At 63.0% G+C, this 13,692-nt stretch carries 14 protein-coding genes; 13 read left to right on the top strand and 1 reads right to left on the bottom strand.

The features are described from left to right. The first annotated feature begins 2 nt into the window (after positions 1 to 2). The 6 genes from cmk to K5607_RS11710 all read left to right on the top strand — a co-directional run bounded on the left by cmk (position 3) and on the right by K5607_RS11710 (position 4,483). Positions 3 to 668 carry a (d)CMP kinase gene (gene cmk, locus K5607_RS11735; protein ID WP_221047102.1) on the top strand — a complete coding sequence of 222 codons (666 nt, stop codon included), beginning with the start codon at positions 3 to 5 and terminating at the stop codon, positions 666 to 668. A 111-nt stretch (positions 669 to 779) separates the two neighbouring features. Continuing rightward, a complete protein-coding gene (gene rpsA, locus K5607_RS11730; protein WP_221047101.1) occupies positions 780 to 2,447 on the top strand; it encodes a 30S ribosomal protein S1 in 1,668 nt (555 codons plus the stop codon). A 54-nt stretch (positions 2,448 to 2,501) separates the two neighbouring features. Continuing rightward, positions 2,502 to 2,822 (top strand): integration host factor subunit beta, encoded by a 321-nt coding sequence (locus K5607_RS11725; RefSeq protein ID WP_054773624.1) that lies wholly within the window; start codon positions 2,502 to 2,504, stop codon positions 2,820 to 2,822. 46 nt (positions 2,823 to 2,868) lie between these two features. Continuing rightward, on the top strand, positions 2,869 to 3,132 hold the full coding sequence (locus K5607_RS11720) for a tetratricopeptide repeat protein (protein ID WP_221047100.1): 264 nt from the start codon (positions 2,869 to 2,871) through the stop codon (positions 3,130 to 3,132). Positions 3,133 to 3,161: 29 nt separating this feature from the next. Then, complete coding sequence (locus tag K5607_RS11715) at positions 3,162 to 4,031, top strand: hypothetical protein (RefSeq protein ID WP_221047099.1); 870 nt, start codon at positions 3,162 to 3,164, stop codon at positions 4,029 to 4,031. Between the two features lie 122 nt (positions 4,032 to 4,153). Further along, on the top strand, positions 4,154 to 4,483 hold the full coding sequence (locus tag K5607_RS11710) for a ComEA family DNA-binding protein (RefSeq protein ID WP_217994974.1): 330 nt from the start codon (positions 4,154 to 4,156) through the stop codon (positions 4,481 to 4,483). 73 nt (positions 4,484 to 4,556) lie between these two features. Here K5607_RS11710 and queG read toward each other — a convergent pair whose 3' ends face one another. Then, positions 4,557 to 5,627: a tRNA epoxyqueuosine(34) reductase QueG gene (gene queG, locus K5607_RS11705; RefSeq protein ID WP_054773627.1), complete on the bottom strand. Its 1,071-nt coding sequence runs from the start codon at positions 5,625 to 5,627 to the stop codon at positions 4,557 to 4,559. 70 nt (positions 5,628 to 5,697) lie between these two features. Here queG and K5607_RS11700 point away from each other — a divergent pair, with 70 nt between their 5' ends. The 7 genes from K5607_RS11700 (at position 5,698) to hflX (ending at position 13,635) form a co-directional block, all read left to right on the top strand. Then, positions 5,698 to 7,188: an NAD(P)H-hydrate dehydratase gene (locus tag K5607_RS11700; RefSeq protein WP_221047098.1), complete on the top strand. Its 1,491-nt coding sequence runs from the start codon at positions 5,698 to 5,700 to the stop codon at positions 7,186 to 7,188. After that, entirely contained in the window at positions 7,185 to 7,631 is a 447-nt protein-coding gene (gene tsaE, locus K5607_RS11695) for a tRNA (adenosine(37)-N6)-threonylcarbamoyltransferase complex ATPase subunit type 1 TsaE (RefSeq protein ID WP_054774496.1), read from the top strand. Before K5607_RS11700 ends, tsaE begins: the two co-directional genes overlap by 4 nt. Positions 7,632 to 7,739: 108 nt before the next feature. Further along, positions 7,740 to 9,038 (top strand): N-acetylmuramoyl-L-alanine amidase, encoded by a 1,299-nt coding sequence (locus K5607_RS11690; protein WP_082411719.1) that lies wholly within the window; start codon positions 7,740 to 7,742, stop codon positions 9,036 to 9,038. A 151-nt stretch (positions 9,039 to 9,189) separates the two neighbouring features. After that, a complete protein-coding gene (mutL, locus tag K5607_RS11685) occupies positions 9,190 to 11,010 on the top strand; it encodes a DNA mismatch repair endonuclease MutL (RefSeq protein ID WP_221047097.1) in 1,821 nt (606 codons plus the stop codon). After that, positions 11,007 to 11,942 (top strand): tRNA (adenosine(37)-N6)-dimethylallyltransferase MiaA, encoded by a 936-nt coding sequence (gene miaA / locus K5607_RS11680; RefSeq protein ID WP_054774193.1) that lies wholly within the window; start codon positions 11,007 to 11,009, stop codon positions 11,940 to 11,942. Before mutL ends, miaA begins: the two co-directional genes overlap by 4 nt. 118 nt (positions 11,943 to 12,060) lie before the next feature. Then, the gene (gene hfq, locus K5607_RS11675; protein WP_054774196.1) at positions 12,061 to 12,312 is read left to right on the top strand and encodes an RNA chaperone Hfq; all 252 of its coding nucleotides are present in this window, start codon (positions 12,061 to 12,063) and stop codon (positions 12,310 to 12,312) included. 42 nt (positions 12,313 to 12,354) lie between these two features. Then, positions 12,355 to 13,635, top strand: a complete 1,281-nt coding sequence (gene hflX / locus K5607_RS11670; protein WP_054774195.1) for a ribosome rescue GTPase HflX — start codon at positions 12,355 to 12,357, stop codon at positions 13,633 to 13,635. The last annotated feature ends 57 nt before the right edge of the window (positions 13,636 to 13,692 follow it).

Here is a 13,692-nt window from a genome sequence, read left to right as displayed (position 1 = left end):
GCATGGCCGATTTACCTCCGGTACTCGCCATCGACGGTCCCGGCGGCGCCGGCAAGGGCACGGTCAGCCGTGCTTTGGCGCAGCGTTTGGGGTGGAATTACCTGGACAGCGGCGCCATTTACCGCGCCTTGGCGGTGGCGGTGCGGCGTCGCGGCGTCGCGTTGGACGACTTGGCCGCCGTCGTCGCGACGGCGCGGGCGATGGATTTGTCGTTCCGTACCGCCGACGGCTTCGCCGTGTTGTTGGACGGGGACGATGTCAGCGCCGAAATCCAGCGGGAGGAAACCGGCGCGGCGGCTTCCCATATCGCTCCCCACCCCGAGGTGCGCGCCGTGCTGCTGGAAAAGCAGCGGGCCTTCCGCCGCCCGCCCGGTTTGGTGGCCGACGGACGCGATATGGGCACGGTGGTGTTCGCCGACGCGCCTTATAAAGTGTTCCTCACCGCCAGCGCCGAGGTGCGCGCCGAGCGGCGTTATAAGCAGTTGAAGGAGCAGGGACTTGATGTTAACCTTGGTCAATTAACCCTTGAATTGGAAGAGCGGGATCGCCGTGATCGGGAACGGGCCGTGTCGCCTTTGGTGCCGGCGGCCGATGCGACGGTGGTCGATTCTTCCGGTTTGACTATCGATCAAGTGATAGCGCGCGTGCTGGATCTGATCAACGGTTAGGGTTTGGGTAGTGCGACGGAATTGGTGCCGCGTTGAGCGGTTTTATTAACTTTTGATACATGGCCAGATTTTAACTCTCCGGTTGGTCTGTCCAGGGAAGTGCGTAGTTTTATGAGCGAAAGCTTTGCTGAATTGTTTGAACAGAGTCTGGTGCAGTCCGAAATGCGCCAGGGTTCCATCCTCCGCGGCACGGTCGTCGACATCGGCAACGATGTGGTGGTCGTCAACGCCGGCCTCAAGTCCGAGGGCCTGATCCCCAAGTGGCAGTTCCTCAGCGACAGCGGCGAGATCGAAGTCCAGATCGGCGATGAAGTGGATGTGGCCCTGGAAATGCTGGAAGACGGCATGGGCGCTACGCTGCTGTCCCGCGACAAGGCCAAGAAGCAAATGGCCTGGGGCGAACTGGAGAAAGCTTTCGAAGAAAACGCCACCGTGGTCGGCCGCATCAGCGGCAAAGTGCGCGGCGGTTTCACCGTTTCCGTCGGCGCGCTGCGCGCGTTCCTGCCCGGCTCCCTGGTGGACGTGCGTCCGGTGCGCGATACCGCGTTCCTGGAAAACCGCGACCTGGAATTCAAGGTCATCAAGATCGACCAGAAGCGCAACAACGTGGTGCTGTCGCGCCGTGCCGTGGTGGAAAAAGAATACAGCGCGGAACGCGCGGCCCTGGTGGACAGCCTGAAGGAAGGCGCCATCATCATGGGCGTGGTCAAGAACCTCACCGACTACGGTGCGTTCATCGACCTGGGCGGTATCGACGGCCTGCTGCACATCACCGACATGGCCTGGAAACGCATCCACCATCCGTCCGAAGCCGTGCAGATCGGTCAGGAACTGCAAGTCAAGGTGCTCAAGTACGACCAGGAAAAGAACCGCGTTTCCCTGGGCCTGAAGCAGCTGGGCGAAGATCCGTGGCAGAACATTTCCCGCCGCTACCCGCAGGGTACCCGCGTATTCGGCAAGATCAGCAACCTCACCGACTACGGCTGCTTCGTTGAGCTGGAAGAAGGCGTGGAAGGCTTGGTGCACGTGTCCGAAATGGATTGGACCAACAAGAACGTCAACCCGTCCAAGGTTGTCCAGTTGGGCGACGAAGTGGAAGTCATGGTGCTGGAAATCGACGAAGACCGTCGCCGCATCTCCCTGGGCATGAAGCAGTGCAAGGGCAATCCGTGGGACGAATTCGCCGCCAGCCACCAGAAAGGCGATCGCATCAGCGGCGTCATCAAGTCCATCACCGACTTCGGCATTTTCATCGGCCTGGACGGCGGCATCGACGGTCTGGTCCACCTGTCCGACATTTCCTGGTCGACGACCGGCGAAGAAGCCATCCGCAATTACAAGAAGGGTGACGAGGTCGAAACCGTCATTCTGGCCATCGACCCGGAACGCGAGCGTATTTCCCTGGGCGTGAAGCAGCTGGAACAGGATCCGTTCCAGAACTTCCTGGCTGCCCACGAAAAGGGCGACATCGTCAAGGGCACGGTCACGGAAGTGGATGCCAAGGGCGCCGTTATCTCCCTGGCGGACAGCGTCGACGGTTACCTGCGCGCTTCCGAAATCCAGCGCGATCGCGTGGAAGACGCCCGTACCCTGCTGAAAGTGGGCGACGAGGTGGAAGCCAAGTTCATCGGCGTGGACAAGAAGACCAAGAGCATCAGCCTCTCTATCAAGGCTAAGGATACCGAGGAAGAAACCGCCGTGCTGAAGGGGTACACCCAACAGCAGACGACGGGTGCCGCCACCTTGGGCGACATCTTCAAGGAGCAGATGGAGAAGTAAGTCGACGCGGAAAAGGGGGCACACGTGCCCCCTTTTTCTTTGGAGAGCAGGTTTATGACCAAGTCGGAATTGATTGAGTTGCTCACCAAAAAGCAGACGCATCTTGCTTCCAAGGATGTGGAGTTGGCCGTCAAGTGCGTTCTGGAGCACATGAGCACAGCCTTATCCGCCGGCCAGCGCATCGAAATACGCGGTTTCGGCAGTTTTTCCCTACACTATCGGCCACCCCGCGCCGGGCGCAATCCCAAAACCGGCGATGTCGTGGACCTGACCCCTAAATACGTCCCTCATTTCAAACCCGGCAAGGAATTGCGTGATCGGGTCGACGCCAGCGTGGCGAATTCATCGAAAGACTCCCGACCCGCTTCGACTTGACGGCGGACTCACGGCGATTTTCCGAATCCAGCGAGGATAAGGCGCCATGCAGGAAATTCTCTACATATTGCTTCCCATCGCGGCGGCTTCCGGTTGGCTGGGGGCGCGCAAGCATTATGCCGCCAGGGCTGCGGCGGTCGAGATGGCGGAACTGCGGCGCGTCTGCCGCAACAGCATGGATTATTTGCTGCGCGACAGCCCGGATAAAGCGGCTGAACTGATTTCAGGCGTGCTGGATACCACCGGCGATTCCTTCAGCGCCCATATGGCGTTGGCGGCTCTGGCGCGCAAGGAAGGCCAGGCCAGGTAGAGCGGGCCATCGCTCTGCATCAGTCGCTGTTGTCGAAAAGCGGTTTGGAGGAAGGCGAGCGGTGCCGCATCCGTTTCGAGCTGGGAATGGATTATTTGCGCGCCGGCTTGTTCGACCGCGCCGAGGAGGTCTTCACCGGCTTGCTGGCGATGCCCGCGCAGCGGGAGGCCGCCGCCGCCCAGTTGTTGGATATCTACCAGCAGGAAAAGGATTGGCCGAAAGCTATCGATTGCCTGCGGGCCATGGGCGGCAAGGGACGTCGCGGCGAAACCCTGGCGCAATTCTATTGCGAAATGGCGCAGGCCCAGCGCGCCGCCGGCCATGCGCGGGAGGCGGCATCCTGTATCGACGTCGCCTTATCCCATGAGGCCAATTGCGTTCGAGCCAGCTTGCTGGCGGTTGACTTGGCCGTGGATCGCGGCGATTTCCCCCAGGCTTATCGCTGTCTCAAGCGGGTGGAGGAGCAGAACCCGCGTTACCTGCCCGAGATACTGCCTTGGTTCCTGGCCTACGGCGACCAGTTGGCGGAGCGCCGCGAATTATTGGATTACCTGGATTGGCTGGGGGCCAAATACAAATCCGCCGAGGCGGCAGTGGCCATGGCCAGTCTGATTGCCCGTGGCGAAGGTTTGGACAAGGCGGCGGATTATCTTTCGGCCACGGTGGCTTCCCGCCCTTCCTTGCGCGGGCTGCACGCGTTGCTGGGGCTGCTGTGCGAGCAGCCGGCCGCGACGCCCCATTTGTTCGTTGTGCGCCAATCGTTGCAGCATTTTGTGGTCAATAGCCACAACTACCTGTGCGCGCACTGCGGTTTCGGTTCCGAGACGTTATATTGGCGCTGTCCGGCATGCCTGCATTGGGAGACCATGCGAATACGCAACGATGGCGTGGGGGGATAGCCGCGTAATTGCGGTGGCCGTCACGAAAAGCCGTGTAACAAATGCGTTTATTGGGCTAGGCTTAAGGCCGGCCGCCAACGAATGGCGGCTTATTTAATCCATTACCAAGGAGTTGATGCCATATGAACGTATTGAAACGTTGTTTCGTGGTGCTGGTATTGTCGTTGTTGCCCTTGTGGGCGTGGGCGGAGCCGTTGGATATCAACACGGCCACCGCTGACGACCTGGCGGCGGCCATCGACGGGGTAGGCAAGGCCAAGGCGGCTGCCATCGTCAAGGACAGGGAAGCCAACGGGGCCTTTAAATCCGTGGAGGACTTGGCCCGAGTGAAAGGAATCGGCAAGGCGACCATCGAGAAGAACAAGGATAAGTTGACTGTGAAAAGCGCGGGCGCTGCGCCCGCCGCCGCTACGCCGGCTTCGACCAAGGCGCCAGCCGAAACGAAGCATTGACGGGCCAGAACTGACCAATTCATCGCAAGGATCGCGGTGGCGACGAGACGGGCCGGCATATGCCGGCCCGTGTTTATTTGGGGGGCGCCTCGTGGCGCGCCAGCGCCCACTGTACGTGTTCCCGCACCAGGGCCGAGGGGTGCTGCATCCGTTCTTGCAAGGCGGCGATAACGGCCGGCGTCGGGCGGGCGTTGCCCAACGCCACGGCGAGGTTGCGCAGCCAGCGTTCATGGCCGATGCGGCGGATGGGCGAACCTTCCGTACGCGACAAAAACGTGGCTTCGTCCCAGGCGAACAGCGCCAGCAGGTCGGCGCTTTCCAGCTGGTGGCGCGGCAAAAAATCGGTCTCCACGCTCAGTTGGGCGAAGCGGTTCCAGGGGCAAGCCAGTTGGCAGTCGTCGCAGCCGTAAATGCGATTGCCCAGCGCCGGGCGGAACTCCTCGGGAATGCTGTCCGCCAGCTCGATGGTCAAATAGGAAATGCAGCGCCGGGCGTCCAGAACGTAGGGCGCGACGATGGCCGCCGTGGGGCAAATGTCCAGGCAGGCGCGGCAACGGCCGCAATGGCTGGCGGCCGGGACGTCGGCGGGCAAGGGCAGGTCGGTGTAGATTTCCCCCAGGAAAAAAAATGAGCCGGCGCTTCGGTCGATGAGGTTGGTGTGCTTGCCGATCCAGCCCAGGCCGGCTTTTTCGGCGATGGGTTTTTCCAGAACCGGCGCGCTGTCGCAAAACACGCGGTAGCCGAGGGCGCCGACGGTTTCCTCGATCCGCGTCGCCAGCTTTTGCAGCCGTTGACGCACCAGCTTGTGGTAGTCCCGTCCCAGGGCGTAGCGCGACACATAGGCTTTGGTGTCGTCGTCCAGCGCCGCCTGCGCGCTGTCCATGCCCTGCGGCAGGTAATCCATGCGTACGCTGACGACGCTGATCGTGCCCGGCACAAGCTCCGCCGGACGGCTGCGTTTGCTGCCGTGGCGTTGCATGTACTCCATCCGGCCGTGAAACCCCCGCGCCAGCCAGTCCAGCAAACGCTGTTCGGCGGCGTGCAAGTCGATGTCGGCGATGCCCACGCCCTGAAAGCCCAACTCTTGGCCCCAGGTCTTTATGCGAGCGGCGAGTTGCGCGTAATCGATGGGAGGGGGCGTCATGGGGCACTAGCCGGCGGTTAGCTCGGTGGGGGAGAATAACACGAACATTCTCCGCCGCTGCCGAGCCTTCATGCAAGCCACCCTGGCCGCCTATTTGGCCGCATCCATTCCTTTGTACCGCGCCGAGCAGGTGCGCCGGTTGGACCGTTACGCCATCGATACGTTGGGCATCGCCGGGTTGGCGTTGATGCAGCGGGCCGGCGCGGCGGCATTCGGCGCTTTGCGGGAACGGTGGCCGGAGGTCCGTTCACTTTGCGTGTTGTGCGGTGCCGGCAACAACGGCGGTGACGGTTACGTGGTGGCTCGGTTGGCCCGGCAGGCCGGTTTTCGGGTGTCGGTGTACGCCCTGGCCGCGCCGGAGCGGCTCAAGGGCGATGCCCTGTCGGCCTATCGACTGTACCGCGACGACGGGGGAGTGGCGGCATCGGCGCTGCCGGAGCGTTTCGAGCCCGATACGGTGCTGGTTGACGGCTTGCTGGGAACCGGGCTGGACCGGCCGGTGGAGGGCGCTTACGCGCAGGCCATCGCCGCGATCAACGAATCCGGTCGTCCCGTGTTGGCGCTGGACATTCCTTCCGGGCTCTGCGCCGACAGCGGCGCGCCGTTGGGGCGAGCGGTGCGGGCGCAGTTGACGGTGACATTCATCGCCTTGAAGCGGGGGTTGTACAGCGGGTCCGCGGCGGACTATTGCGGGGCGGTTCAATTGGCGGGACTGGATTTGCCGGCCGGCATCAACGCCGTGATTCCGGCCGGCGCGGCCTTGCTGGGGGAATTGCCGAGTTTGCCCGCGAGACGCCGTTGCGTGCACAAGGGGAGCCACGGTCACGTGCTGCTGATCGGCGGCGACCGCGGCTACAGCGGTGCGGCGCGTATGGCGGCGGAAGCCGCAGCCCGCGTCGGCGCGGGGCTGGTGAGCGTCGCTACCCGCGCCGCCCATGCCGCGGTGCTGAATCTCGGCCGGCCTGAGCTCATGGTGCATGGGGTGGAGTCGGCCGAACAGCTGATGCCTTTGTTGGCCAAGGCCAGCGTCGTCGCCATCGGTCCCGGCCTGGGTCAAACAGTCTGGGCGAAGGCGCTGTTCGACGCCGCCGTCGCCAGCGGCTTGCCGCTGGTGGCGGATGCCGACGCCCTCAACCTCCTGGCCGCCGGGCGCCGTCGTTGCGACCATTGGGTGTTGACTCCCCACCCCGGCGAGGCCGCCCGTTTGTTGGGCAAAACCGGCGTCGAAATCCAAGCGGATCGTTACGGCGCGGTAGCCGCGTTGCAAAGCGTCTACGGCGGCGTGGCGTTGTTGAAAGGCGCGGGGACTCTGATTCAAGGCGAACAGGGGCCGGCCTACGTAAGCCGCGCCGGCAATCCCGGCATGGCCAGCGGCGGCATGGGAGACGTGTTGACGGGCGTCATCGCCGGACTCATGGCCCAAGGCCTCGCGCCGCTGGCCGCTGCGGCCTATGGCGCGGCCTTGCACGGCAGCGCCGGCGATTTGGCGGCCGAAATGGGCGAAAGAGGGTTGCTGGCGGCGGATTTGTTGCCGCGGTTGCGGGAGTTGTTGAATCGATGAAAATCCATCTGTCGGACGAAGCCGCCACGGAAGCCTTCGGCGCGCGCTTGGCGCGCGCCTTCACGGGAGGCGGTTTGGTTTTTCTCCACGGACAATTGGGTGCGGGCAAAACCACTCTGGTGCGCGGCTTGTTGCGCGCCCTGGGGCATCGAGGCGCGGTGAAAAGTCCCACGTACACCTTGGTCGAGGAGTATCTCCTGGACGGTCGGCAGGTGTATCACTTCGACTTATATCGCTTGGCCGACGCGGAGGAACTGGAGTGGATGGGCATTCGCGACTACCTGGCGGCGGATGCGCTGTGCCTGGTGGAATGGCCGGAGCGCGGCGAGGGCGTGTTGCCGCCGGCCGATTTGGCCTTGCGCTTGACGGTGGCGGCCGCCGGCCGGCAAATCGAAGCAACGGCCGCCACGGTGCGGGGGCAGGCTGTTGTCGATGCTCTGTAAATGCTAGCTACATCACGTGCTTACGTATACTTCCTAGAAAATACTTGCGCATTTTTTGTGGGGCGGCTATGTTTTTACGGCCTTCCTATTTTTGTTTGCTGTCGTTATATGGCGCTACGTTTACGCAGTCTGGCCCGAGTCGTTGTCACCGCCCTGGTTTTTGGCGCGGGGATGGCGGATGCCGCCGTTCAGGTGGGGGCGCTGCGTTATTCCGCCACGTCGTCTTATACCCGTTTGGTGTTCGACACGTCCGCACCGGTGTCCGAGCATCAATTGGCGATGTTGCGCAACCCCGATCGGCTCATTATCGACGTGACCAACGGCGTTTTGAACAGCGCCTTGCCCCAGGCTCCGGCCAATAATCCGACGGTGCGGGGCGTACGCGCCGGCATGCGCGATAGCGCCCATTTGCGCCTGGTCGTCGATTTGAAGCAGGCGGTGAAGGTGAGAAGCTACGTCGCTTCGGAAGGGCGCGCCGGCCATCAGTTGGTGGTGGACTTGTACACCGGCGATAGCGTGCCCGCGCCGCAGCCGTCTGAGCCGGTAGCGCGGCAAAGTCCGCGTTCTCCGGTGGCGATGCCGGCCAGTTTCTCCAGGCCCGTGTCGCCGGAAAGACCGGCCCCGGTCAGCGAAGGCGTTGCCGGCTCGACCGGCCTAAAGCCGCCGGCGAAACAGGAAAAAGACAAATCCGCGTTGCGCGACGTGGTGGTGGCGATCGACGCCGGCCACGGCGGCGACGATCCCGGCGCCCACGGTTCCCTGGGGACGGAGGAAAAGCACGTCGCGCTCGCGATCGCCCGTAGGCTGGAGGCGATGATCAACCAGCAACCCGGCATGCGTCCGGTGATGATTCGCAACGGCGATTATTACGTGGGGCTGCGCGAACGCATCCAGAAGGCCCGCAAGCATAAAGCGGACCTGTTCGTCTCTATCCACGCCGATGCATACGTGAACGACGACGTGCAGGGGTCCTCCGTGTTTACGCTGTCGGAAAAAGGCGCCACCAGCGAAGCGGCCAAATGGTTGGCCGAAAGGGAAAACGCCGCCGATCTGGTCGGTGGCGTCAAGCTCAACGACAAGGACAATGTGCTGGCGTCGGTGTTGCTGGACCTGTCGCAAACCGCTACGCAGGAAGCCAGCCAGGAAGTCGCCGGCACGGTGCTGAGGGAGCTATCGCGCTCCAGCAATCTGCATCATCGGCAAGTGCAGCGGGCCGGATTCGCCGTGCTGAAGTCTCCGGACATCCCTTCCGTGTTGGTGGAAACGGCGTTTATTTCCAATCCGGAAGAGGAACGCAAGCTGAACGATGCGTCCCATCAGGATCAAATCGCCCGTTCGATTTTCCAAGGCATCCGCAATTACTTTGTCCAGCGGGCTCCTCCGGGCACCCATCTCGCCGCGCAGTAAGGCAACGGTCACCCCTTAATCAAGCGAAACCACGGATGCGGCGGCAAGCCCGCCGCTCCGTGGTTTTTCCATTTGTCGGTTTCGTTCGCCCGCCCCGGCCGTGGCCGCTATCGGCTAAAATGGCCGCCAATTCCCCTGCCCATTCCTTTCCATGCGTATTCGTTCGCTGCCGCCCCAGTTGGTCAATCAAATCGCCGCCGGCGAGGTTATCGAGCGTCCCGCTTCGGTGGTGAAGGAGCTGGTCGAGAATTCCCTGGACGCCGGCGCCGGCCACGTCGAGGTGCAGGTGGAGGCGGGCGGGTCCCGCTTGATTCTGGTGCGGGACGATGGCGGCGGCATTCACCGGGACGATTTGACTTTGGCCTTGTCGCGCCATGCCACCAGCAAAATCGCGACCCTCGACGATCTGGAGAGGGTCGCCACCATGGGGTTTCGCGGAGAGGCCCTGCCGTCCATCAGTTCCGTGGCTCGATTGACTCTGGCGTCGCGGCAGCCGGGCGAGAACAACGCTTGGCGGGTGGTGGCCGACGGCACGGAAAGCGGCTACGAGCCGCAGCCCGACGCCCATCCGGTCGGCACCACGGTGGAAGTCCGCGACCTGTTCTACAACACGCCGGCCCGGCGCAAATTTTTGCGAACGGAAAAAACCGAATTCGGCCACATCGAAGGGGTGATCAAGCGCATCGCCTTGAGCCGCTTCGATGTGGGGTTCAGCTTGAGCCACAACCAAGCGCCGGTGATCCGCTATAAGCCGGCGGCCGATGACGCGCAGGGCGAGCGCCGCATCGGAGCGGTGTGCGGCGAGGATTTTTTGCGGCAGGCGGTGCGCGTCGATTTCGCATCGGCGGGTCTGCGCTTGTGGGGCTGGGTCGGTTTGCCGACGTTTTCCCGCGGCCAAGCCGATATGCAGTATTTCTACGTCAACGGCCGCCTGGCGCGGGACAAGCTGGTAGGACACGCCGTGCGGCAGGCCTATCAAGACGTGCTGCACCACGAGCGCCAGCCGGCCTATGTGCTGTATTTGGAGTTGGATCCGGCGCTGGTGGACGTCAATGCCCACCCGGCGAAATTGGAAGTGCGTTTCCGCGAAGGACGGTTGGTGCACGATTTCCTGTTCAGCGCTTTGCGCCGCAGTTTGGCGGATTTACGGCCGGGAGCGGCGCCTATGCCGGCGATGGCGCTGGAGCCGGCCGTTGTTGTGCCGGAACGGGACGCGTCGGCGCGGAGCGTCGCGAGCGAACCGGCGGCCGCGTCTTCGTTCGCATGGCGTGCGCCGAGTCAAGCGCAACTGCCCTTGCGCGTGGCGGAACAAGTGCAGGCTTACGGCGATTTGCACCCAGAGCCGGTGCCGCCGCTCTCGTCCGACGATGCGCCGGCGGGGGCGGATTCCCATCCCTTGGGTTACGCCGTGGCCCATTTGCACAATATCTATATCCTGGCCGAGTCGGTCAACGGTATGGTGGTGGTGGACGCCCACGCCGCCCACGAGCGCATCACCTACGAGAAGCTCAAGCGTCAGCAGGCGGCCGGCGCCGTGGTGCGGCAGCCCTTGCTGTTGCCGGTGCGGGTCGCGGTCAGCGAGGCCGAAGCGGAATTGGCCGAGCGGTCGGGAGAAATCCTGGCCGCCTTGGGTCTGGAAGTGGACCGGGTCGGCCCCGACACGCTGCTGGTGCGAGCGGTGCCGGCGCTGGCGGCGGACGGCGACGCGGAAAGCTTGCTGCGGGCGGTGCTGCGCGATGTGGAAGAATACGGCCGCAGCGCTCGGGTGGAGGTGGCGATCAACGAGCTGTTGGCCAAAGTGGCTTGCCACGGTTCGGTGCGCGCCAAGCGGCGGTTGACCGTGGAGGAAATGAATGGCTTGCTGCGGGAAATGGAGCGCACCGAGTTCAGCGGCCAGTGCAACCACGGCCGGCCGACCTGGAGCGAGTTCACGCTGAAAGACTTGGATCGGCTGTTTCTGCGCGGACGATGAGCGTTTTATCGCCGGTATTGCTGCTCATGGGGCCGACGGCCTCGGGCAAGTCGGATCTGGCCGTTCGCCTGGCGGAACGGTTGGACGGGGAAATCGTTAGCGTCGATTCGGCCATGGTTTACCGCGGCATGGACATCGGCACCGCCAAGCCGACCCTGGCGCAGCGCCGCGGTATTGTGCACCACCTCATCGATATACTCGATCCCGCCGAGGCTTTTTCCACCGGCATGTTTCGCGATGCGGTGCTGGCGCTGGTGGGGGAAATTCGCGGTCGGGGTCGTTTGCCCATTTTGGCCGGCGGCACCATGCTCTATTTCAATGCGTTGTTACGGGGGCTGGCGGCATTGCCCGCGGCCGATCCCGCGTTGCGCCGCGAGCTGGAGGATTGGGGGGAACGGGAAGGGCAGGCGGCACTGCACGAGCGCTTGCGGCAAGTGGACCCGGTTTCCGCCGCGCGCATCCATCCCAACGATCCGCAGCGCACCCAGCGTGCGTTGGAAGTGTTTTTGCTTACCGGCAAACCCCTTACTGAATTGTGGGCCGCCGAACATGCCCCCCCATTGCCGTTCCGACCGGTCAAGGTGGTGGTGGCGCCAGCCGATAGAAGCGAGCTGCACCGTCGCATCGCTCAGCGCTTTCACGCCATGCTGGAGTCCGGTCTGGTGGAGGAGGTCGAGCGGCTCTATCGGCGCGGCGATCTGGATGTTTCGCTGCCGTCCATACGCGCCGTGGGGTATCGCCAGGTGTGGGGCTACTTATCTGGGGAACACGGCTGGGATGTCATGGTCGAAAAAGGCATCGCGGCCACGCGGCAATTGGCTAAGCGCCAGTTCACGTGGCTGCGGCGCGAGGATGACGCGTTGTGGCGCGACTCCGAGCCTGCCGAATCGCTGGCGGAGCGGTTGCTGCGGGACTTGGCGCCGTTGTTATAGGGCGCCGGCGTCCAAACGGTGTCTCGCGGGATTTATGATAAACTGGTACGAACATTGACGCCGGAATCGCACGCCGCGTCTTGAGCTTTGCGCAAAACAAAAACAAGGGGAAAACATGATGTCCAAGGGACAGAACCTACAAGACCCGTTCCTTAACGCCTTGCGCAAGGAGCATGTGCCCGTTTCCATCTACTTGGTCAACGGCATTAAATTGCAGGGCAAGGTCGATTCTTTCGACCAATACGTGGTCATGCTGAAAAACACCGTAAACCAGATGGTTTACAAACACGCTATTTCCACCATCGTGCCGTCCCGCGCCGTGCGCATCCATAGCGGCGACGATGGCGATTCCTCCGATGACGAGGTTTAACCGGAGTATTTGACTTAGTTGGCAACCTCTATCGAAAGCGCCCTGTTCGAACGGCCCGACGCCGGCGAACGGGCGATATTGGTCTACACCGGGGGGCACGACGACCCGGAGGACGTGGCCGAACTCCGCGAGCTAGCCAGTTCGGCCGGCGCGGACACGGTGGCCCAGTTGGTGTGCGGTCGTCGTGCTCCCGATCCGCGCCACTTCATCGGCCAAGGCAAAGTCGAAGAACTGCGCCAGTTGGTCCAGGCTTACGAAGCCGATTTGGTTCTTTTTGACCACGAACTGAGCCCCAGTCAAGAACGCAATCTGGAAAAGACCCTCTCCGTGCGCGTGGTGGATCGCACCGGCTTGATTCTTGACATCTTCGCCCAACGGGCCCGCACCTTCGAAGGCAAATTGCAGGTGGAATTGGCCCAACTGCGCCACCTGTCCACGCGTCTGGTGCGCGGCTGGACCCACTTGGAGCGGCAGAAAGGCGGCATCGGCCTGCGTGGTCCCGGCGAAACCCAGTTGGAAACCGACCGGCGCTTGTTGGCCAACCGCATTCGGATGATCGAAAAGCGCTTGGACAAGGTCGATCGCCAGCGCGATCAAAACCGCAGCGGCCGCAAGCGGGCCGACGTGCCCACGGTGTCCTTGGTGGGCTACACCAATGCCGGCAAATCCACCCTGTTCAACGCTTTGACTCAAGCCAAGGTATACGCCGCGGACCAGCTGTTCGCCACCTTGGACCCTACTATGCGCCGTTTGCTGTTGCCCCACGGCGGGCCGGTGGTGTTGGGCGATACGGTGGGCTTTATTCGCCATTTGCCCCACGAGTTGGTCGCCGCCTTTCGTTCGACGTTGCAGGAAGCTTGCGAGTCGGATGTGTTGCTGCATGTGGTCGACGCAGGCGCGACGCGGCGTGACGAAACCATGGCGGCGGTGAGCGAGGTGTTGACCGAGATCGGCGCGGACAAAGTCCCACAAATCGAAGTGTTTAATAAGATCGATTTGCTCGATGGCGCTGAGCCGCGTGTCGAGCGCGATGAAAACGGCGTCGTGCGGCGCGTGTGGTTGTCGGCCTTGAGCGGCGAAGGCTTGACCTTGTTGGCCGAGGCGCTGGAGAGCCGCTTGGCGGGCGGCAAGCAGCGGCGGCGAGTGCGTCTGACGGCGTCCCAGGGATCGATCCGTGCTAGACTGTTCCAGCTCGGCGCCGTGCTGCGAGACGTGCCCGACGATAGCGGCGGATGGTGTATGGATGTCGAATTGGCAAAGAAGGATTTGCCTCTGCTGGATAGGGCGGAAGCGGCAAGCGAGGTGCTCGCGGATGCCGGCTGATCGCACCGGATTTTGTGAAACTCAAGTCGGTCTGCGGATTTTTTTCCGAGCCGCGGT

Source organism: Methylogaea oryzae (assembly GCF_019669985.1).
Lineage (GTDB): Bacteria > Pseudomonadota > Gammaproteobacteria > Methylococcales > Methylococcaceae > Methylogaea > Methylogaea oryzae.
This window is presented reverse-complemented; position numbering and strand designations above follow the sequence as displayed.